The sequence below is a fragment of the Serratia sp. MF1(2023) genome, assembly GCF_030954545.1.
GTDB lineage: Bacteria > Pseudomonadota > Gammaproteobacteria > Enterobacterales > Enterobacteriaceae > Serratia > Serratia sarumanii.
The window spans coordinates 47,285-68,087 of the sequence record NZ_JAVHUX010000014.1 but is presented as its reverse complement, the minus strand read 5'-3'; the positions used below and the strand labels follow the sequence as shown (position 1 = coordinate 68,087).

Genomic DNA, 20,803 nt, shown 5'->3' with positions numbered 1-20,803 from the left:
CGGTTCTCAGGGCGGCATCCGGCCGCCCTTTCTGTTTCAGACGCAGATAGCGATCAGCACGGCGATCAGCAGCAGCACGTAGATTTTGACATGCAGCGCATCGCTCACCTTAGGCAAACAGCGCCTGGTAAATACGATCCCCGCAATCCCCGCCACCACCAGCAGCCCCAGAACGTTCAGATTGACGTAGCCCAGATACTGCGGCCCGCTCATCTCGCGCCACCCCAACACGATATACATCAGCGCGCCGATCACCGCCACCGGGATCGACAGCGGGTTGGCGGCGCTGACGCAATACTTCATGTCGTAGCCATGGCGGCGCAGCAGCGGCACCGTCATCACGCTGCCGCCCACCCCCAGCAGGGTGGCGATGCCGCCGATCAGCGGCCCGCCGCCCCACAGCGTGGCGGGGGAAAGTTCGGCGCGCGCCGGTTTGATCAGGAAGCCCCGGCGGAACAGACAGTCGGCGATGGTCACCGCCATATAGGCCACGAATAGCCCGCGGATCACGCCGTCCGCCAGCAGCGAGGAGGCGAACGCGCCCAGCGCCGCGCCAATGCCGATGAAAAAGATCAGCGGCACGATGGTTTCACGCAGCAGGTTGCCGCTGCGCCAGTTGGTCAGCGTGGCGTAACTCGCGTTGAGGATCATCACCGCCGTCGAGGTCGCCACCGCGATATGCATCGCCTGGCCGGGCTGCTCGCCCGACGCGGAGATCAGGTGATAGACGAAAGGCACCACCACAAAGCCGCCGCCGAAGCCGAACAGAATGGTGGTGATGCCGGTCAGAAAACCGGCACCCAGTACAATCAAGGTTTCAATCATGGCCGTGCGCCCGCACGAAGTCGTCGAACCCGGCGCAGAACTGCCCCGCCAGCGGGTGGAAACGATCGCCGACGAACAGCCCCAGATACTGCTCGCGCACGGCGTCATGGTCCACCAGCTCAATGCCCGCCTGTTCCGCCTGCGCCAGCGTCTGCGCGTCCGGGAAGCCCCAATAGCGCGAATCGCCCTGCTTTTCCGCCGCTATCGCTTCGCTGTGCTCCGCCCGCATCAGCTGACGCGCCAGGAAGGAGCCACTCTGCACGCCCAACAGCATCATGTTTTCCAGGAACGACAGATCGTGACGCAGCTCGGCGGGCAGGCGGGCGATAACCGGGCCGGCGTCCCAGTGCTCATCCATTTCATGCAGCGTTACCGCACAGTCCCTGTCACCGTTCATCAACGCGCGGAACAGCGTCATCACCCCGCGATAACGCGGCAAGTCCCCCGGATGCAGGTTCCACAGCAGCTTGCCGCGTCGGCTGAAGGCGCGCACATAGTCGGCGGAGAATTTCTGATAACAGCGCAGGGAGATCACCCCATCCATATGCCCCAGGCTGCTGATAAACGCGGCGTCATTGATGTCGAGAACGCGATGCGCTTTGACCCCGGCGGCGGCCAGGAACAGGGCCGGCGGCTGATAGGCCCCCTCGCAGGCGGCGGCGTTGCGGCCAACGAACGGGAACACGAAATCGTTCAGCACTTCGCGCTCATACAGCCCCAGGCGGCGAACCGCCGGCTCCTGCGTGCGCCCGGCGCTTTTCGCCAGGGGGAAATACACCGTAAAGGCACACTCGCCCTTCAGGGTGGCGATCAGATCCTGACACACCAGCCAGGAGAAAATGTCGTTGCCGACAAAGAGCGCTACGTTTTTCATGCTTCAGCCTTCTTTGCGTTGAAAATAGGGTTGTTGAACACGATCTTGCTGATATCTCGCGTGATGGACTCCATCGCCGAGGTGTAAAAAAGATCTCCCTTGGCAGGCGCGCCGAGCGAGTAGAGATGCTGCTCGCGGCCGCGCCGGTCGGCGATTTTCAGCGTGTGCGGGTTGCACTTCACGCCGCCGAACAGGTTCTCTTGCACCAGCCCGTCTTGCAGCAGTTGCTGGCTCAGACGGTTGGGCGGCAGTTGATAGGACGGCGTGGTGCAGTTGAACAGATACTGCGCATGTACCCGCGCCTCATGGCAACGAAGGATAAACCCGTCCGTTCCCTTGCTGATATCCGCCAGGCCGCCACAGGCGCGCAGGCGTTGGCTCTCCAGCGCCGCCACGATCTTGTTGGCGTTCTTGATCGGCATGGCGTGCCGATTGCGCATCCAGGAGGAGTTGTAAAAGCGCATGAAGACCTGCCGGTTGTTGGCATCCATCTTGACCCAGGCGGCGCACACCGCCGGGTGGATCGCCGCCAGATAGCTGCAGATATGCTCCCGGGCAAAACGCGCGCGATCGAGGCTTTCCGCCAGATCGCGGTAACAATCGCGCCTTTCCCCCAGCGCCGAGAGCACCGTCAACCGCTCCGGCCCCGGATAGTGGCGCGCCAGCGCGGCGTTGATCGCATGCACCAGCTGGTGCGCGTCAATGAAATCGCGGCCGGCGACAAAGCGCCGCACCCCCTCCACAAACGCCTCCGGCGGCGGACGCATCAGCGCCGGCTGCACGCTGGGGAACAGGCCCGAGCGCGACAGGGCACAGATGTCGGTCGCCCCCAGACGCTCCATCAGCTCAACGATGGCGTCAATCGCCGTCAGGCTGCAGCCGATCACGCCGATGCTCGAATAAGGGTTGATCGGCGGCAGATCCTGGTGGGCCTGATAAGCGATCACCCCATCCACCGGATAGAGACATTCCGGCGGGTTGTGCCCCGAACATAGCACCAGCGCGTTCATCTGTTCGGCACCGCCACAGGTGGTGGTCAGCCGGTAGCCGGCCTCCAGCGGCGCGATGGTATTCACTTCGGCGGTCATGAAATTCAGCGCTACGTTGCTGTCCGCCGCCATATAAATCGTCATGTCGCGAATAAAATCGAGATATTCCCGATACAGCCAGCGCGGCGGATAACGATCCTGGCAAAATTGCGGGAAATGCATGGCGATCCAATCGACGAAGTGCGCATCGTCGAAAATATCCGCCGACATATTTTCCGGCGTCATATTTAATATATGGCTGTCAAAATCGCTGCTGTATGCCATACCGCCCTTGAAGCCCTGCTTGTCGAACACCGTCAGGGAAAGCGGCCTTTTGCAATGATTAACCGACTTATTTTTTATAAAGTTATACGCAAAAGCGATCCCGGCGGCTCCGCCGCCAACCACACCGAACTTATACATGAAATATCACCTTATAGTCATTGAACTGCGCTAAGAACTATTGCTTCAGGTGTTGGAATAAAAAGACGCTTTATTCCTTATTAACTTCTTGTATTGCGAGAACGAAAATCTTCGTCCCACCCCGGTGTGAAAACTTGCACGGGCTATATGGCCGATAAAATAGCGGCGCCCCGAACAAACGTTATTTTTCTGCTCCGATAGTAGGGCGACGGCCGTTGGCTTGCTTTATATGAAGGGCCAACTATCATTGCGTTTCGGCCAATCTGCCCGCCAAAGGGAACACATGCGCAACGTCCGCATTGATGACATCGACCACGTAACGCGCGCGGTGATCGCCATCGGCACCGATTATCCGCCGGGGCACCTGCTGCCGATGCACAGCCACCGGCGCGCGCAGTTGTTGTACGGCGCCACCGGCGTCATGCACGTTTTCACGCAGCAAGGCAATTGGGTCGTCCCGCCGCAGCACGCGGTGTGGCTGCCGCCGCAGATGCAGCACGCGGTGAGGATGGTCGGCGTCACCACCCGCAGCCTGTACCTCGAACCCGGCGCGTTGCCCGCCGAACGGCCTCAGGTGTGCCAGGTGGTCAGCGTCACTCCGCTGATGCGCCAGCTGTTGATGGCAGCGGTGGATATGCCGCTGGAGTATGAACAAGAGGGGCGCGACGGAGCGCTGGCAACGCTGCTGCTGCATGAGCTGGCTCGGCTGCAGCCCTTGCCCCTGCACATTCCGCTGCCCGCCGATCCTCGGCTGGGCGAGCTGTGCCGCGCCTTTTTGCAGCACCCCGACGCCCACGACTCCGCGCAGCGGTGGGCCCCTCGTCTGTACATGAGCATTCGCACCTTCAGCCGCTTCTTTCGCGCGCAGACCGGCCTGCCGTTTTCGCAATGGCGCCAGCGCGCCTGCGTGGTGCTGGCGTTGGCGCTGCTGGCCGAAGGGCGCAGCGTAACGCAGGTGGCGATGGAGATGGGATATGACAGCAGCGCGGCGTTTTCAACCATGTTTCGCCGCGTGCTGGGGCAGGCGCCCTCCTCCTATCTGACGGAAGACGGGCGCGACGGTTGACGGTTTAGCGGAATTTCTTGTGGTTGGCGTCGCGGGTCTGTTTGAACCCCTGCGCCAGCTGCTTCGCTTCGGCGACTTTGCCCTGATTGGCCAGCGCCAGCGCCTGATCGATCTGGCCGATCAGGGTATCCAGCCCGCTGCGGAAATCTTTCATCTCCGGGCTGTCGGCGGCTTTGTCTTCCAGCTTCGGCGGGGTGCCCTGTTTGGCGTCCTGCGCGGCAGCGCGCATGTTTTGCAGGCTCTGTTTGAGGGTGGCGGCGGAATCGGTATTCAGCACCGTTTTGTAGTTTTCCGCCAGGGTGTCCATATCGTCGCCCAGATCGGCGGCGACCGCCAGCGAGCTGGCCGCCAGCAGCGTCAACGCCGCCAGCGCTTTCAGGGTATTCTGCATGTTTGCTCACCTTCCAGTTATTGTTTTAATTAACCCACCGTTACCATAGGCAAGGCCGGGCAAAACCGAAACCGGAGATTTGTAAGCAAGGTTAAGACTGGATAACGCGCGACCGGCGGGCGCCGGCCGCGCCGCGGATCACTGACCGGCGATCTTCATTTCCGGCAGCAGCACCGAACCGCACTGGATATTGCTGCGGGTTTCGATATCGCTGCCGACGCTGACGATGTTGCGCAGCATGTCTTTCAGGTTGCCGGCGATGGTGATCTCGCTGACCGGATATTGGATCTCGCCGTTTTCCACCCAGAAACCGGCGGCGCCGCGCGAGTAATCGCCGGTGACGCCGCTGACGCCCTGGCCCATCAGCTCGGTGACCACCAGGCCGGTGCCAAGCTGTTTCAGCATGCCGGCGAAGTCGGCGCCCTGCCCGGCAATGCGCCAGTTATGGATGCCGCCGGCATGGCCGGTGCTGTGCAGGCCCAGCTTGCGCGCCGAGTAGCTGGTCATCAGCCAGGTTTGCAGCACGCCGTCCTTGACGATATCACGCCGCTGGGTGCGCACGCCCTCGCTGTCGAACGGCGTCGACGCCAGCCCTTTCAGCAGGTGCGGATGCTCTTCGACGGTCAGCCACGCCGGCAGGATCTGCTTGCCGAGCGAGTCCAGCAGGAAGGTCGATTTGCGGTAAACGCTGCTGCCGCTGATGGCGCCCACCAGATGACCGAACAGCCCGGTGGCCACCTCGGGGGCGAACAGCACCGGCGCCTTCATGGTCGACAGTTTGCGCGGCGCGAGACGCGCCAGCGTGCGGCGGGCGCACTCCTGCCCCACCCACTCGGGGCTTTGCAGATCGCCCATCGCACGGCCGATGGTGTAAGCGTAATCCCGCTCCATATCGCCGTCCTGCTCAGCAATGACGCAACTGGACAGCGAGTGGCGGCTGGAACAGTAGCTTTGCAGCATGCCGTGGCTGTTGCCGAACACCTTGATGCCGTAGTGGCTGTTGAAGCTGCCGCCTTCGGTGTTGGTGATGCGCTTATCCGCAGCCAGCGAAGCCTGCTCGGCGCGCGCCGCCAGCTCGATGCCGCGCTCGGCGTCCAGCTCGATCGGGTGGAACAGATCGAGATCCGGCGCCTCGAACGCCAGCAGATCTTTCTCCGCCGGGCCGGCGCAAGGATCCTCAGAGGTGTAGCGCGCGATATCCAGCGCCGCCTGTACGGTGCGGGCGATGGCGTCCGGGCTGAGATCGGTGGAAGAGGCGCTGCCTTTGCGCTGGCGGTGATACACGGTGATGCCCAGCGCGCCATCGCTGTTGAACTCGACGTTTTCCACCTCTCCGAAGCGGGTGCTGACGCTGATGCCGGTCGATTTGGTGACCGCGACTTCCGCCGCGTCGGAACCGGCGCGGGCCAGCTCCAGCGCCTGAGAGACGGCCTGTTCCAGCGCCTTGCGCTGTTCTGCAACTTGAGTGACTACTTTCATCAATCTGCCATAATTAATCAGAAAATCGTTGAGAAAAGTGCCGGAGCGGCGTAGTTGTGCACGCGGAGCTGCGCGCAAAAATCCTGAGATCTCTGCCGTTGAGTCTAACAGGAACCGCGTTGAATTTCGCATAAAGCCGAACGGCAAAGCCGGGATAACATGCAAAAGCCGTGCATCACTCGACGATCAGTTTTACCGACTTGCCAATATTCGCCATCATGTTGACCAACGCATCCAGCGTGAACTTCTCGGTCTTCTGATTCACCACGTCGGACACGCGCGGCCGGGAAGTGTGCAGATAACGCGCCGCCTCCTCCTGGCGATAACCTTCTTCCTCAATCCACGCGCTGATCTCACCCATCAGCTGTTTTTTCAGTGCGATAAGCTGCGCAATTTCCGCATTGGACTGCGCTTGCAATTGCCGAGCCTCGTCGGCGGAAAATCCCAGATCCGCAAACACATTGCCGCCTGCGGGCGTAACGTGGCGCGAATCGCTATCAATCGGCTTGGTCATGACCTTTACTCCGCTCATTAATGACCGCGTCATAACGCGCTTTGATTATCTGAATATCGTGGCGGCTGGTTTTCTCCGCCTTCTTCTGAAAGCTGTGCAAGACATAGATCGCTTCGCTGAACTTTGCCACATAGACCACCCTGAATGCCCCACCGATGGCATATAAACGGATTTCGATAACGCCGCTTCCGCAGTTGGCCATCGGTTTCCAATTACCGGGTTCCAGACCTCTTTGCACTTTACTCAGTTCAAATCCTGCCGCTTTTCGCACATCGATTGGGAAGGCCAGCAAATCCTCTAGCGATGAGCCACGCCAATCAATGGCTTTCTCGATGCCATCATCCATGAATATTACCTCCTTTTGTATAAAATTTTATACAGACAGGGTGATAAAAACAACCGTGCAAATTCCCAAGACGGGCAGCCAGGCGCGATAATCCCCCAACGTGGCAGCTATACTCAGTTTGCTCAAGGCACGCAATTGGCGGGTTGCCGGACAACCTGTTAGGATTAGCCTCTTTTTAACGGAGCCTACCATGAACAAACAGCCTGAAGACTGGCTCGACGATGTCCCGGAGAATGAAAACGAGGACGATGACGAGATTATCTGGGTCAGTAAAAGTGAGATTAAACGTGATGCCGAAGCGCTGAAAGACCTGGGGGCCGAAATGGTCGATCTGGGCAAAAACGCGCTGGATCGCATCCCGTTGGACGAAGATTTGCGCGCCGCCATCGAGCTGGCGCAGAAGATCAAGAAAGAGGGTCGTCGCCGTCAGCTGCAGCTGATCGGTAAGATGCTGCGCGCCCGCGATATCGAGCCGATCCAGACCGCACTCGACAAGCTGAAAAACCGCCACAACCAGCAGGTTTCGCTGTTCCACAAGCTGGAAGCGCTGCGCGACCGTCTGGTGGAAGAAGGCGATGACGTGATTCCGTCGATCCTGGATCTGTATCCGGCCGCCGATCGCCAACAGCTGCGTTCACTGGTGCGCAACGCACAGAAAGAGAAGGCCGCCAACAAGCCGCCTAAGGCTTACCGCCAGATCTTCCAATACCTGCGCGAGCTGGCCGAAGCGGCCGACTAAGCGCCGCCGCCCTCCCGGGATGAACCCGTTTCATCCCCGGTGATGGGCCGGTTCGCCGCTGCTTTCGCGGATATTAAAACGCAGGCTGCCTTCCAGCTCTTCTTCCGCCTCTTCAAACAGCAGAATGATCGCGCCGAAACGACGCTTGCTGCGGGCATTCAGGTGAGTGAACTCGATTTCCACCGGCAGGCCGATATCGCCGGTCACCACGTCCCACAGCGCGTCGAGGTTGGCGCCGAACCCCTCGTCCAGCGTAAACTTGTGCGCAAAATCGCGGTAGAAGGTCGGCACATCCTGGATCTGTTCGAAATCAAACTCTACTTTTGCCATCAAACTCACTCCACACGAATGAAGTTTTTGTAATGGTCGCGCGTGACGAAGATCAGACCGTCGCTCGAATACAGCAGGCGATCGGCGCCGCGCCGGCCACACTGATAATTGATGTCCGCTTCGCGCCAGACCCGGCCGCCGGCGCTCGGCAGTTGCCCTTCACGGTTAGAGAACCGATCGCCGCCAATCGCCTTGCCCGGCAATACCGCACAGAGGTTGCCTGAACGCGGATCCCAGCCCTGCTCGCGCGCCTGCTTCTTGGTGACGTAATAGCCCGGCAGCCGCTGATGCTGCTGCAGGTAACTCACCACCGTTTGCTGCTGCGTGAGCCGATCGATGCTCTGCTGCTGTCCCGCCGGCGCTTGGGCCACCGCCGGGTTGCCGTCGATCGCACGGTGCTCGTTGCCGCGCAGCGCGCTGAAGACGGCGATGACCACGGCGATGACAATCGCCAACAGAATCCGCTTGTTCATGACATTCCCTGAAATTATGCCGCCGAAGGCGCCGCAGCGCCCCCAGGCTAGTTAGCTATATAGTCGACCTGGATGAAACTAAGATGACCGGCACGTCACATTTTCGCGGCGGTAAGAGTTTCATCCATTCATGACAATGATGCCACTTTCCAGCCGTTCTGGCACTCGGAGTCGCTCTGAAAACGGGCCGCCCCACATGAGACGGCCCGCCGTGCCAGGCGCTGCTTTCAGTATAGTCGGGGAAGGCGCCGCACAACGCGGCGCAACAGGCGGGAACGCATCAATCGATCAAGGCGTGGCGATAGCGATGCAGCATGTCGGCCAGGCGCTTCACCGGCCCGGTGACGCTGAGCGGCGCCTGATTGTCTACCAATTTTTGCTGGTACTCGTTCATTTCACCCAGCAAGCGATCGTAGTAATAGGCGCGCTTGACGTCGTTTTTGGCCGAGACCACCCGATCGGCGGTGCTGCGGATCTGGCGGTGGAAGGCCGACAGCTCTTCACTGACCGGAATCTCCGCCCGCTGCATGCGCTGGTGGGCGATGATCAGGTTCAGCGCCAGACGATACTTGGCGATGTCGTTCGGGAACATCATCAGCAGTTGATTAAGCTGCTGATACAGCGCAGGCAGGTGGTTCTGCCGACGGCGCGCCGCCTTGGTGGTCAGCGCCGACACCGCGCTGCTGACGAACTGGTTGAGCAACGTGCGGCCGGTGCGTTCGCGCGAATTGTCGCGGATCAGCAGCAGCACCATCAGCCCGACGCAGCTGCCGAGGAACTGGCCGAGCGCTCCGTCGAGAAACTGGGTGACGTTGAACTCCATCGGGTTGCTCAGCACCAGAATGTTGATGGTCCCTGCCAGCAGCCCCAGCGAACCGAGCCGCCGCTTCTGCACCTCGATGCCGATGAAGAACGCCAGCAGGCCGAGGCTGAGACACAGCAGCAAAATGCTCTGCTGCGTCGCCGGCAGGATCACCATGAAGAACAGGGAGCCGACCGGGATCGCCGCCAGCATGCCCAGCACGAAATCCATCGCCACCATGCGCGGCGCCGGGGTGCGCATCGCCAGCGAGGTGATTACCGCAATGATCACCATAAAGCCGCTGCCGGACGTCCAGCCGGTCCACAGCCACAGCAGGCAGCCGAAGGCCGTGGCCACAAAGGTGCGCAGGCCGTTGATCATCGCATGATGCCCTTCCGCCGAGGTCGGCTTGACCACGGTTTCATTGCTCAACACGTCCTCTTCCACCGCGCTGATGCTACCGTTGGTGTGTACGCCCTTCGACAGCAGCAGGTAGCGCGTTGCCGCGCCGACCCAGCCGGTGAGGGTCGGCAGCGTTTCTTCGGAGCGATGCGTGGTCAGCACCTGGCGCAACAGCTTCATGCGCCTGTGGATCTCCTGCGGGGTTTCCGCCGGCACCATCAGCTGTTCCCGCAGGCTCGCTTGCAGCGCGTCCGGGTGATTCAACAGGATCAGGTAGGTTTCGCAAGCCTGGGTAATCAGCGTCAGCGACAGGGTATGCAGCGCCTTCACCCGGCGATTGACCTTCTGCCAGCGCGAAGACTCCATCATCAGGTTGTTGCGCATGCCGTCCAGCGCCGTGGTGCTCTTCACCAGATTGCTCCAGGCGCGGTCGATGTCTTCTTTGTCGGCGTTGCTGATGCACATCTGCATCAGGCGATATTGATCCACCAGCAGCTGATCCACCGCCCGATCGATATCCTGCTTGATCGAACGCGGCGAGAACAGCAGATCCGCCAATACGGCGCTGACGATCCCCAGCACGATCTCGCTGCAACGCTCGATGGCGAACTGCGGCGCTTCCAGCAGATGGGCCTCGCTGGTGGCGACCGTCACGATGATGATCAGCGCGGTATAGCCGGCCAGGCCCCAGGCGTAGGAGTTCTCGACCTTGATCAGTGAAGAGAGCCAGGTGCAGAAACCGGCCCAGATGCAGCATAACAGCAGCATCACCACCGGCGCGCGGGCGGTGGTGATGATAATGAGCAGGCCGACGAAGCAGCCGATAAAGGTGCCGATGATGCGCAGCCAGCCGCGGTGGCGGATGGCGCCGGAGAAGGGTTCACCGCCGGCGGCAAAGGCCGGGCCGGCGGCGACGATGGCGGCGGTCATCGCCGACCAGCGCGGGGTTTCCAGATTGAGATGGAAGCCGACGAACAGCGCAAACACAATCGCGAAGCTGAGCTTGAAGGCGAATCTCAGCCGGATAAAGGTTGGGCTGTTCATTAGCCGAACTCACGCAGCCGGTGCATCAGGCGCACAAAAGGCGAGCCGCTGTCGGCATTGCGATCGTTCTTGCCGACGATCACCACGGTGGCGGTGGTGCCGGCCGGGTACGGATGCTGTTGGTCCTTGGCGTCCAGCAGGATCTTCACCGGCACGCGCTGCGCCAGGCGCACCCACTCTAGGTTGCTGTCGATCGAGGCCAATCCTTTGTTGTTCACCGTGCTGCTGCTGTTGTTCACCGCCGCCGCCACGCTGTCGACGGTGCCGTGCATGATGCGGTTGCTGCCGAGCGGGGTGATCTCCGCGCGATCGCCCTTATTCAGGCCGTTCAGCTTGGTTTCTTCCAGATAGGCCAGGATGTAGAAGGAGTCTTTCTTCACCAGCGCCACCGCCACCGAACCGCGGGTGATGTATTCGCCGGCGTGTACGTTGAGGTTGGTGATCCAGCCATCGGCCGGAGCGCGCACCGTGGTGCGTTCCAGATCCAGCTGCGCCAGCTCACGCGTCGCCACGGCCTTCGCCAGCTGGTGTTGCACGGTCTGCAGCGAGTTGTTCGACTGGTCGATTTCTTCCTGCGACATCGCCTGCACGCCCAGCTTCACGCGGCGGCCGGCCTCGCGCCGCTTTTCCGCCGCCAGCGTCTGATAGTAGGCGACGTCGGCACTGGCTTGCGCCAGCGCCTGCTCATAGCGCGGCCGATCGACCACGAACAGCACCTGGCCTTTCTTCACCAGCTGGTTGTCCACCACCGGCACGTCGGTCAGCAGGCCGCTGACGTCCGGCGCGATCGCCACCACGTCGGCGGTAAACTTGGCGTCACGCGTCCACGGCGACTCGGTGTAAAACACCCAGGCCTTGAATACCGCGACGATGCCCAGCAGCACAAGAATCAAAGTGATCGCGATTCGGGTTATTTTTATCGAAAAATTTTTCACAGCGACCTCAAACAAAAAGACATGAAATCAGATAAAACAAGCAGCAATACAGCGCGGTGTTAAACAGCGCCGGATGCCAGACAAAATCGTAAATCCCCGTCGGCTGCAGCAGGCGGCGCAAGAGGAAAAACAGCGCCAGCGACACCAGCAGCTCGAAAAACACCGGCGGAAACGACAGTCCGAAGATGACCATAACCGGAAGCAAACTCATCACTTTTTCCTTATTGTTCACTGCGCCGGGGAAAGACAGGTCTCGCCATTCACATTCTCTTTACATTTTAGCGTGCGCGCGCCACAAATCTTGACCAGGCAGCTTGTCCAGGTCACGAACCCGAAAAAAGGTTAAACTTTGGGGCAGACATCCACGACAGGGATTGCGAGGGTGCCGGAGGAGCGGCAGGATTGCGTTGCCGATCGCTCTCGCACGTTGGTAAGGTCTATTCACCCGACCACGTTATATTAGCCTGCTTACTATCAAGGCATCAACAATCTGTGATCTAAATCACTTTTAAGCCAGAGTGAATAATGGAAAGATTAAAACGGATGTCGGTATTCGCCAAAGTGGTTGAGTTCGGGTCGTTTACCGCGGCCGCGCGCCAACTCGGCATGAGCGTTTCATCGATCAGCCAAACCGTCTCGAAACTGGAAAATGAGCTGCAGGTCAAGCTGTTGAACCGCAGCACGCGCAGCATCGGCCTGACCGAGGCCGGCAAAATCTACTATCAGGGCTGCCGACGCATGCTGCAGGAAGTCAGCGAAGTGCATGAGCAGCTGTACGCGTTTAACAATACCCCCGCCGGCACGCTGCGCATCGGCAGCTCATCCACCATGGCGCAAAACGTGCTGGCGAACATGACCGCCGAGATGATGAAAGAGTACCCTGGCCTGACGGTCAACCTGGTGACCGGCATTCCAGCGCCGGATCTGATCACCGACGGGCTGGATCTGGTGATCCGCACCGGTGAGCTGCAGGACTCCAGCCTGTTCTCTCGCCGCCTGGGGCAGATGCCGATGGTGGTGTGCGCCGCCAAAAGCTACCTCAGCCAGCACGGCACGCCACAGAAGCCGAGCGACATGGTCAACTTTTCCTGGCTGGAGTACAGCGTGCGGCCCGACAGCGAATTTGAACTGATGTCGCCGGAGGGCATCACCACGCGCATTTCCCCGCAGGGGCGCTTCGTCACCAACGACTCCTCCACCATGATCCGTTGGCTGAAAAACGGCGCCGGCATCGCCTACGCCCCGCTGATGTGGGTGATCGAAGAGATCAAGCGCGGCGAGATCGAGATCCTGTTCAAAAGCTACCATTCGGATCCGCGGCCGATCTACGCGCTCTATACCGAGAAGGACAAACTGCCGCTGAAGGTGCAGGTGTGCATCAACTACCTAACCGACTATTTCGAACGCGTGGCGGCGGTCTATCAGGGCTATCGTTGAGCGGCGCCCAAATAGCGGTGCGCCAGCGCGCCCAGCAGCATCAGCGCCAGCATGCCGAGGCCCCACAGCAGCCAGACGGCGTAGCCCGCCCAGTTCAGCAGCAGAGGAAAATAGCTCGCCAGCCCGCTGCCCAGCTGTTTCAGCCACGGCAGCCAGGCGTCCAGCACCGCCTGCGGCACCAGGCCAGCAGCGTCCATAACGCCATGGCGCCCAGCAGCAGCGCTAGCGTCCAACCGCCCCGGTTCACGGCACACCGCCGCCGCACTGCGGGCAAAAGCGGCTGCCCGACGGCAGCGGCGCGGCGCACTGGCCGCAGGTGGCGCTCAGCGCGGCAAACGGCTGACCGCAGCGGTGACAATAACGCGCGCCAGATTTATTCACCGCCCGGCATTCCGGACACTGCGGCCCCGGCTCGCCATGCTGGTTATAGCGGTTGCCATGATGCCCGCCGCCGTGGCCCGCGCGCTGATGACCGCGGTTAATACCGCCTTGCCCCAACAACCTTTTCAGTAAGCTCATCCCGCCTCTCCTCTGTGCATTGACGCTGAAGCTCACTGTAAACCCTGGAGTAACCTCTAGGGTAAAGCCCCGCGAGCAGGCTTTACGTTTCATTACATCGTAAAAGTGGCAAGGCTTTGATGCCGTTAACAAAAGCACCATCGGCATTATCCCACGCCGCCGCGCTGCGTTATGCTGCGGGAACCTCTCCCTGCATCAGGAATAACCATGAAAAAAATCATACTGGACTGTGACCCGGGGCATGACGACGCCATCGCCCTGCTGCTGGCCTGGGGCAATCCGCAGATCGACCTGCTGGCGGTCACCACCGTGGTGGGCAATCAGACGCTGGACAAAGTGACGCGCAACGCGCTGGCGGTGGCGCGCATCGCCAATATCACCGGTGTGCCCTTCGCCGCCGGCTGCCCGCGCCCGCTGGTGCGCAATATCGAAGTGGCGCCCGATATCCACGGCGATTCCGGCCTCGATGGCCCGGTGCTGCCGGAACCTCACCTGCAGCTGGACTCGCGCCACGCGGTGGATCTGATCATCGATACGGTGATGGCCCACCCGCCCGGCAGCGTGACGCTGGTGCCGACCGGCGGCCTGACCAATATCGCCATGGCGGTGCGCAAAGAGCCGCGCATTGCCGAGCGGGTCAAGGAAGTGGTGCTGATGGGCGGCGGCTACCATGTGGGCAACTGGAGCGCGGTGGCGGAGTTCAATATCAAAATCGATCCCGAGGCGGCGCACATCGTGTTCAACGAAAAATGGCCGCTGACCATGGTCGGGCTGGATCTTACCCACCAGGCTTTGGCCACGCCGGCAGTCTGCGAGCGCATCGCCGCCCTCGGCACCCGGCCGGCCGCCTTCGTCGGCGAACTGCTGGCATTCTTTGGCCGTATGTACCAACAGGCGCAGGGCTTCAGCGCCCCGCCGGTACACGATCCTTGCGCCGTCGCCTACGTGATCGATCCGAGCGTGATGACGGTGCGCAAAGCGCCGGTGGATATCGAACTCACCGGCACCCTGACGTTGGGCATGACGGTCGCGGATTTCCGCGCGCCGCCGCCGCCGGACTGCCACACTCAGGTGGCGGTCAAACTGGATCAGGATAAATTCTGGGATCTGGTGGTGGATGCGCTGGAACGGATTGGCGAAGTGGAGTGAGGTCTGTGAAGCGTGGATTAACGCGCTTTTACAGGCGCGTTAATCCGTCTTGCGGCACGGCAACAGGGATAGGGGGATCATCACCCCTTTATTTCCACAGTAACAGAACAATCTTAATAAAATGGATTTAAATAAAATTTAAAAACAACCAATAAAAAACAAGAAGAATCTCAATGAAAATAAATACAGGTTCAATAAAGAAAATATAAAATAAAAATAAAAAACAGCGGTAAATAAAACCACGATCGCCGTGCCGTCATTGGCAACAACGATTTAACAAGAAAATGCTTATCTCATTGGCTACATCGCCTGTCGGCCCAGGCGTTCGTTGTCGCACACACGGCGTTTTACTACATACAAAAAATCCCAATGTTTTGATTTAAACACAAAAATAAAATAAAAGATTAAAAATTGACTGGAGCAAGATGAATTTGAGAAAATGACAACCCTGTTTTTTCAAACAAATAAAACACCCTTTGCAGGCAACTGAAATACGGCTTACCCCTTTTTATATAAACCGTCCCCGCGCTCACAGGGGAAAAACTTATTTATCGCTTCAACAGGAAGTCTTTTCAATTTCCATAAAAAATTTTAGGTATTGAAGCTTCAGCGAATTTAAACACCAGGATAAGGATAGGGAATCCTAATAATATGCATTCAATGATCGATATCGAAACATGGCAGGTTCACCATGACCGATAAAACCGCCATTAACGCGCCGGCTATCGCCGTGCTGCCCCTGCTGCTGATCTGGATGGCGGCGATCCTGCCGTTTTATCACCCCAACATGGGCGGCGGCGGCCTGGCGCTGCCGCAAAACATTCTGGCCTGGAGCGCCATGGCGCTGACCACGCTGATCGTGACCTTCACCGTTTGCCTTGGCCGTGCCCGGCTTTCGCTTACCCCCACGGCACGCCTGTTGCTGCTCGGCATCGCCGTATTGGCGCTGCCGCTGCTGTATACCCGCGCCGAGTGGCGCGAAGACGCCCTGTGGCGCTGCGCCGGTTTGCTCGGTGGCTGGCTGTTCTATGTCGCTTGCCTGCAGCTGCGCCTCACCACCCGGCAACGCGATCTGTTGCTGTACGGCCTGCTGCTCGCCGTAAGCGTTCAGGCATTGCTGGCGGCGCTGCAGCTGTTCGCCCCCGCGCTGGCCTGGGTGGCCCCCAATGGCCGCCGGGTCTACGGCGTCTTCCAACAGCCGAACGTGCTGGGCAGCTTTATCGCCACCGGGCTGGCTTTGGCGCTCTGGCTGCTGCTTGCCCCCCTCTCCACGCCGACGCGGCGGCGGCAGCTCCCGCTGCTCGCCCTGCTGGCCGCTTTCTCCGCCCTGCTGGTGCTGATCCAGTCGCGCGCCGCCTGGCTGGGCGGCGCCCTGGCGGCGGCGCTGCTGCTGTGGCGTTTTGCCCGTCAGCGCCCAGGCGCAAGCCGCTGGGCCGGCGGCGCGCTGCTGTTGGGCGTGGCGGCCGGTCTCACGGTGCTGTTCACCGGTCTTGGCCTGGATAGCCGCGCCGGCCTGATCGGGCGGGAGCTTTCCAACAGCGCGCGCCTGACCATGCTGCATGACGTCAGCGCCATGATCCTGGCCAAACCGCTGCTGGGCTGGGGCTACGGCGGCTTTGAATACAGCTTCGCGCACTTCCGTCTGCAGGAAATGCCCTGGCGAGAAGTGCTGGAAGTCGCCGGGCATCCGCACAATGAAATCCTGCTGTGGTGGGTTGAGGGCGGCCTGCCGGCGCTGGCGGGGATCGTTATCGTCCTCGTCGCCGGCGCGCTGTTGCTGAAACGCGCCTGGCAACGGGATCGCGAACAGCCGGGCGGTGCGCGCGTCGGGCTGTTTCTGGTGCTGTTGCCAATGCTGGTGCACACCCAGCTGGAATACCCTTTCTATCTGTCTGCGCCGCATTGGCTGGCGTTTCTGCTGCTGCTGGCGCTGCTGGACGGCCAAACCGGCGAGCCCCGCCCACTGCCGTTCGCCAAAGCCCTGAGCCTGCCGGTGGCGATGGCGGCCATCGGCATGTTGGTGATGGCGATCTTCGCCTGGCAAGGGCGCATGGCGCTCACCCAATCGGAACGAACCATGCTGGCCTCCATCGACAGCATCGAGCAGATGCCGCCGCCGGCCGCCTGGATCTACCGGGAGCGCAAAACCTTCGACGAGCAATCTCACGCGCTGCTGGTCTATAACCAAACGCGCGATGATGCCCTGCTGACCGGCTATCGGCAGTGGGCCAATGCCTATCTGCAGCGCCGTATCGACGCCAACGTCTATGCCACGCTGATCATGATTTTGCATTATCAGGGCGCTCAGGCGGAAGCAGACGCCCGCCAGCGGGAAGCCCGCTTTCCTGTTTGCGCGGGATGCGCGGTTTAGGTAAACCTATGACGATTGGAATGGCGGGAACCCATTTTATTGCTCCCGCCTTTTCAACTTAAACCCAACGTTTGATGATGATAGATGTATTGATGCCGCCAAACGCGAAATTATTGCTCTGCAAGTATTCACAGTCCATGCGCCGGCTTTCCCCCATAATATAATCCAGCTCACCACACTGCTCATCCGGCTGATGAAGGTTAAGCGTTGGCGCAAACCAGCCTTCGCGCATCATTTGCAAACTCATCCAGGCTTCCAGCGCACCGCAGGCGCCCAGCGTATGACCAAAATAGCTTTTCAGCGATGAAATCGGCGTTTGGCCGCCAAAAATAGCTGCCGTAGCCTGGCTTTCAGCGATATCCCCTCGATCGGTGGCGGTGCCATGAGCGGAGATATAGCCGATGTCCCGCACATTCAAGCCAGCTACCTTCAACGCCTGCTCCATGCATATTTGCATCGTTTCACGCTGCGGTTGAGTGATATGCGCCGCATCGCAATTGGTGGCAAAACCTACAATCTCACCGTAGATAACGGCGCCGCGCGCTTTTGCATGTTCCAACTCTTCCAGGACCAAAGTCCCAGCACCTTCGCCAATCACCAGGCCATCACGCTGTCGATCGAAAGGGGACGGAGTGCTTTTAGGGCTATCATTACGCTGGCTCGTAGCAAATAGTGTATCGAACACCGCGGCCTCCGAAGGACAAAGCTCTTCTGCGCCACCCGCAACCATAACCTTCTGATAACCGTGACGAATAGCTTCCCAGGCATAGCCAATCGCCTGGCTCCCGGAGGTGCATGCGCTGGAGGTCGGGATCACTCGGCCGCGTAGGCCGAAAAACAGACCGGTATTAACCGCTGTGGTATGTGGCATCATCTGCACATAGGTGGTACCGGTGATGTTGTTGGTATGTTTTTCAGTGAGCATAGTGGCAAATTCGCTCACGGGGCCAGTGCTTCCCGTTGAAGAGCCGTAGGCGATGCCGGTTTGGCCGTTAGTCAGTACCGGATCGCCAATCAGCCCCGCTTGTTCCAACGCCAGTTCTGTAGCACGAGTGGAAAGGAGCGAGACTCGCCCCATTGCGCGAATGCGCTTTCGGGTGTAATGCTCAGGCAGAACGAAATCATCGATTGGAGCGCCCAGCAAGGTATGCAATCCATCATAAACCTGCCACTCGGGCATTGTCCGCACCGCATTTTCATATGCCAACAGACGCAGGGAAACATCCTGCCACCGTTCCCCAAAGGCGGTTACGCCGCCCATACCTGTGATGACGACACGACAAGTCATAGCATTCCTCCGTTGATGGAAATGACCTGGCGGGTGACGTAGCCCGCAATATCGGACATTAAATAGCTCGCCAGGCCTGCAACTTCATCCGTCTGGCCCATGCGCTTCATTGGAATGATCGCCATCGCTTCTTTCAATGCGGCATCTTCCATTTCGATCATCCCCGTGTCGATCAAGCCCGGAGCAATGCAGTTAACGGTGATTTTGCGCTTTGCAAGCTCAATGGCCAATGCTTTGGTGGCGCCGATGATCCCCGCTTTAGCGGCGCTATAATTGACCTGACCGCGATTGCCCATCATTCCCGACACCGACGACAACGTAATGATTCGGCCGCCTCTGCGCGCGCCGATCATCGGCATGATGCAGGGATGAATGACGTTATAAAAACCATCGAGATTGGTGTGGATCACGCTGTCCCAATCGTTCTCGCTAAGCGCGGGGAACGCACCATCCCGGGCGATGCCTGCATTGCAGACCACACCGTACCAGGCGCCGTGGGTAGCCATATCCTTTTCCAACACCTCACGGCACTGGTCACGTTCACTTACGTCAAAGTTCAGCAGGCGACCTTGTCCCCCAGACTGCTCAATGGCTGCGAGGGTTTCCCGGGCGCCGGTCTGATCTCGGTGATAATGGACGCCGACGATAAAACCATCGGCAGCGAGCTGCCGGGCAATAGCGCCCCCAATACCCTTACTAGCCCCGGTGACCAGAACTGAACGACTCATGCGGTCTCTCCCTGATTAAAAAGCGATGTCAACTCTTCTGACGTAGGTTGGAAAGTATTCACACGGCCAGATGCCAGGCACTCTTCCCCTACGGTAATGGTGCAGTCAAAGCTGCCGAAACGTTCGTCTTGCATCAGCAACCTGGCTTGAACATTCAACGTCGCATTCCCGGGTAGATGCCCGGCCGCACAGGTTAACTCACGGGCGCCAAGCACCATGCCCAATGAAATTTCATGCAATCCCGCTTGACGGCGATGCCAGCCGGACCAAACCCCCACCGTTTGCGCCATCAACTCCAGCGCAAACCATCCTGGCAGATTGCCCTGAGCATCAATGAAGGGCCCCAACACCCCGCCAAGATGCACACTGACCCGACAGTGAACATCGTTTTCCGTCACGTTGACGACCTCATCCAGTAGCATCATCGGCTCAGCATGAGGCAGATACTCCGACGGCGGCAAATATTCGTTCATACATCTTTCCCCAATAAAATGCTGGCGTTATTTCCGCCAAAGGCGAAAGAGTTAGAGAGGATTATCGGTCGAGACAACGGTTGGCTGGTATGCATGATTCCGCAAGCGGGCAGCATGGGGTCCGCTGGCGAAGCGCTGAAGTCTTGGGCGGGCAAAGGTAAATCGCGCAGTAAAATCAGCGCGCTGATAGCCGCCTCCGTGATCCCCGCCGCCCCCAGAGTATGGCCGGTTAAATGCTTGGTCGAACTGCATGGTACCTGTTCACCAAACAGCGAATGCACCACGCGGGACTCGATTTGATCGTTAAGCAGTGTCGCGGTGCCATGCAGATTAATGTAACCCACCTGTTTCGCCTCGATATCCGCTTCGGCCAAAGCTTGTTCAATGGCGCGAATAGCACCCTCACCCTGAGGATGCGGCGCTGATATATGCCAAGCGTCGCTGGATTCCCCCACCCCCAACAGAACAAGAGGCTGAGGCTCACGGGTCAGCACCATGAGTGCAGCGCCTTCACCGATAGTGATGCCGCTACGGTTTTGGGCGAACGGCTGGCAAAGCTCAGGCGACAGCGACTCAAGGCTGTGAAAACCGTTGATCGGCATTCTGCTCAACGTATCGGCGCCGCCAACAATAGCGACGTCGGCAAGCCCCGCCTCTATCAACCGCCGCCCGCTGATAATGGCTCGGGCGCTGGAAGAGCAGGCTGTCGAAAGCGTAAATGCCGGGCCATCGACCCGTAGCCAGCGGCTGAGAAATCGCGATGGATCGCCGAGCTCCTGCTGAGGATACTGCCAACGCGAGCTAACTTCGCCGTTGAGCGTCAACTGTACATGCTCATCGCCTTCGTTTAACCCGGAGGTGCTGGTGCCCATCACGACGGCGATCCGATCGCGACCAAACCTGGCGATAGCTTCATCAACCTGCGGCTGGATCTGCTCCAGCGCGGCCAGCAACAGTTGATTATTACGGGAACGATGAGCGGAAAACGACGCAGGGATAACGGGTAACTCTCCCTCAACGCCGCCAAGCACGACTTCCGGGTACCCCTGTAGCCACCCCGATCTCGGACACATACCCGGCGCAGTGCCGCGAGCGAGGTTTGCTGCTATCTCATCCAGAGTATTCCCAAGCGCATTAATCATACCGACGGCAGAGATGTAAATCATG

Annotated in this window: 23 protein-coding genes; 5 read left to right on the top strand and 18 right to left on the bottom strand. The window is 59.7% G+C overall.

Annotated elements, in window-relative coordinates; genetic code table 11:
- Positions 1-36 precede the first annotated feature (36 nt).
- The 3 genes from REA38_RS08225 to REA38_RS08215 are packed head-to-tail and all read right to left on the bottom strand — an operon-like array spanning position 37 to position 3,150.
- Positions 37-825 (bottom strand): sulfite exporter TauE/SafE family protein, encoded by a 789-nt coding sequence (locus tag REA38_RS08225; protein WP_308885628.1) that lies wholly within the window; start codon positions 823-825, stop codon positions 37-39.
- Positions 818-1,699, bottom strand: a complete 882-nt coding sequence (locus tag REA38_RS08220; RefSeq protein WP_033648989.1) for a formyltransferase family protein — start codon at positions 1,697-1,699, stop codon at positions 818-820. Before REA38_RS08220 ends, REA38_RS08225 begins: the two co-directional genes overlap by 8 nt.
- Positions 1,696-3,150, bottom strand: coding sequence for an FAD/NAD(P)-binding protein (locus tag REA38_RS08215; RefSeq protein WP_049196172.1), 1,455 nt, complete (start codon positions 3,148-3,150; stop codon positions 1,696-1,698). The genes REA38_RS08220 and REA38_RS08215 overlap by 4 nt, the downstream gene beginning before the upstream one ends.
- Positions 3,151-3,433: 283 nt before the next feature.
- On the opposite strand from REA38_RS08215, the gene REA38_RS08210 reads away from it, so the two are divergent.
- Complete coding sequence (locus REA38_RS08210) at positions 3,434-4,216, top strand: helix-turn-helix domain-containing protein (protein WP_049196171.1); 783 nt, start codon at positions 3,434-3,436, stop codon at positions 4,214-4,216.
- 4 nt (positions 4,217-4,220) lie between these two features.
- Here REA38_RS08210 and cybC read toward each other — a convergent pair whose 3' ends face one another.
- The 4 genes from cybC to REA38_RS08190 form a co-directional block, all read right to left on the bottom strand.
- Positions 4,221-4,607: a cytochrome b562 gene (cybC, locus tag REA38_RS08205; protein ID WP_015379185.1), complete on the bottom strand. Its 387-nt coding sequence runs from the start codon at positions 4,605-4,607 to the stop codon at positions 4,221-4,223.
- Between the two features lie 138 nt (positions 4,608-4,745).
- Positions 4,746-6,086: a metalloprotease PmbA gene (pmbA, locus tag REA38_RS08200; RefSeq protein WP_308885627.1), complete on the bottom strand. Its 1,341-nt coding sequence runs from the start codon at positions 6,084-6,086 to the stop codon at positions 4,746-4,748.
- Positions 6,087-6,261: 175 nt separating this feature from the next.
- Positions 6,262-6,600, bottom strand: coding sequence for a helix-turn-helix domain-containing protein (locus tag REA38_RS08195; protein WP_060419800.1), 339 nt, complete (start codon positions 6,598-6,600; stop codon positions 6,262-6,264).
- Positions 6,584-6,946: a type II toxin-antitoxin system RelE/ParE family toxin gene (locus REA38_RS08190; RefSeq protein ID WP_308885625.1), complete on the bottom strand. Its 363-nt coding sequence runs from the start codon at positions 6,944-6,946 to the stop codon at positions 6,584-6,586. The genes REA38_RS08195 and REA38_RS08190 overlap by 17 nt, the downstream gene beginning before the upstream one ends.
- 190 nt (positions 6,947-7,136) lie before the next feature.
- On the opposite strand from REA38_RS08190, the gene yjgA reads away from it, so the two are divergent.
- Positions 7,137-7,685, top strand: a complete 549-nt coding sequence (gene yjgA / locus REA38_RS08185; RefSeq protein ID WP_004936968.1) for a ribosome biogenesis factor YjgA — start codon at positions 7,137-7,139, stop codon at positions 7,683-7,685.
- A 30-nt stretch (positions 7,686-7,715) separates the two neighbouring features.
- Here the strand turns inward: yjgA and REA38_RS08180 are convergent, their stop codons facing one another.
- From REA38_RS08180 to aaeX, 5 genes are all read right to left on the bottom strand, one after another.
- On the bottom strand, positions 7,716-8,015 hold the full coding sequence (locus REA38_RS08180; protein ID WP_308885622.1) for a barstar family protein: 300 nt from the start codon (positions 8,013-8,015) through the stop codon (positions 7,716-7,718).
- Positions 8,016-8,020: 5 nt separating this feature from the next.
- Positions 8,021-8,488, bottom strand: coding sequence for a ribonuclease (locus tag REA38_RS08175; protein ID WP_033648983.1), 468 nt, complete (start codon positions 8,486-8,488; stop codon positions 8,021-8,023).
- A 280-nt stretch (positions 8,489-8,768) separates the two neighbouring features.
- A complete protein-coding gene (gene aaeB, locus REA38_RS08170; protein WP_039569416.1) occupies positions 8,769-10,736 on the bottom strand; it encodes a p-hydroxybenzoic acid efflux pump subunit AaeB in 1,968 nt (655 codons plus the stop codon).
- On the bottom strand, positions 10,736-11,671 hold the full coding sequence (aaeA, locus tag REA38_RS08165) for a p-hydroxybenzoic acid efflux pump subunit AaeA (protein WP_033648981.1): 936 nt from the start codon (positions 11,669-11,671) through the stop codon (positions 10,736-10,738). The genes aaeB and aaeA overlap by 1 nt, the downstream gene beginning before the upstream one ends.
- 7 nt (positions 11,672-11,678) lie before the next feature.
- Complete coding sequence (aaeX, locus tag REA38_RS08160; RefSeq protein ID WP_004936952.1) at positions 11,679-11,882, bottom strand: p-hydroxybenzoic acid efflux pump operon protein AaeX; 204 nt, start codon at positions 11,880-11,882, stop codon at positions 11,679-11,681.
- Positions 11,883-12,196: 314 nt separating this feature from the next.
- Between aaeX and aaeR the strand changes: the two genes are divergently transcribed.
- On the top strand, positions 12,197-13,108 hold the full coding sequence (gene aaeR, locus REA38_RS08155) for an HTH-type transcriptional activator AaeR (protein ID WP_033636163.1): 912 nt from the start codon (positions 12,197-12,199) through the stop codon (positions 13,106-13,108).
- Here aaeR and REA38_RS08150 read toward each other — a convergent pair.
- Positions 13,099-13,305, bottom strand: coding sequence for a hypothetical protein (locus REA38_RS08150; RefSeq protein ID WP_308885617.1), 207 nt, complete (start codon positions 13,303-13,305; stop codon positions 13,099-13,101). The genes aaeR and REA38_RS08150 overlap by 10 nt on opposite strands.
- Before the next feature lie 46 nt (positions 13,306-13,351).
- The gene (locus REA38_RS08145; protein WP_049234168.1) at positions 13,352-13,627 is read right to left on the bottom strand and encodes a zinc ribbon domain-containing protein; all 276 of its coding nucleotides are present in this window, start codon (positions 13,625-13,627) and stop codon (positions 13,352-13,354) included.
- 207 nt (positions 13,628-13,834) lie between these two features.
- On the opposite strand from REA38_RS08145, the gene REA38_RS08140 reads away from it, so the two are divergent.
- Entirely contained in the window at positions 13,835-14,776 is a 942-nt protein-coding gene (locus tag REA38_RS08140) for a nucleoside hydrolase (protein ID WP_048234872.1), read from the top strand.
- 691 nt (positions 14,777-15,467) lie between these two features.
- The gene (locus REA38_RS08135; protein WP_308885614.1) at positions 15,468-17,147 is read left to right on the top strand and encodes a Wzy polymerase domain-containing protein; all 1,680 of its coding nucleotides are present in this window, start codon (positions 15,468-15,470) and stop codon (positions 17,145-17,147) included.
- Positions 17,148-17,205: 58 nt separating this feature from the next.
- Here the strand turns inward: REA38_RS08135 and REA38_RS08130 are convergent, their stop codons facing one another.
- Genes REA38_RS08130 through REA38_RS08115 form a run of 4 tightly spaced genes read right to left on the bottom strand, consistent with a single transcriptional unit; the run spans position 17,206 to position 20,802 of the window.
- On the bottom strand, positions 17,206-18,435 hold the full coding sequence (locus REA38_RS08130; protein ID WP_103773214.1) for a beta-ketoacyl-ACP synthase: 1,230 nt from the start codon (positions 18,433-18,435) through the stop codon (positions 17,206-17,208).
- Positions 18,432-19,163, bottom strand: coding sequence for a 3-ketoacyl-ACP reductase FabG2 (locus tag REA38_RS08125; RefSeq protein WP_103773215.1), 732 nt, complete (start codon positions 19,161-19,163; stop codon positions 18,432-18,434). Before REA38_RS08125 ends, REA38_RS08130 begins: the two co-directional genes overlap by 4 nt.
- The gene (locus REA38_RS08120) at positions 19,160-19,636 is read right to left on the bottom strand and encodes a 3-hydroxy-fatty acyl-ACP dehydratase (protein WP_103773216.1); all 477 of its coding nucleotides are present in this window, start codon (positions 19,634-19,636) and stop codon (positions 19,160-19,162) included. The genes REA38_RS08125 and REA38_RS08120 overlap by 4 nt, the downstream gene beginning before the upstream one ends.
- The gene (locus tag REA38_RS08115; RefSeq protein WP_103773217.1) at positions 19,633-20,802 is read right to left on the bottom strand and encodes a beta-ketoacyl-[acyl-carrier-protein] synthase family protein; all 1,170 of its coding nucleotides are present in this window, start codon (positions 20,800-20,802) and stop codon (positions 19,633-19,635) included. The genes REA38_RS08120 and REA38_RS08115 overlap by 4 nt, the downstream gene beginning before the upstream one ends.
- Position 20,803 lies beyond the last annotated feature (1 nt).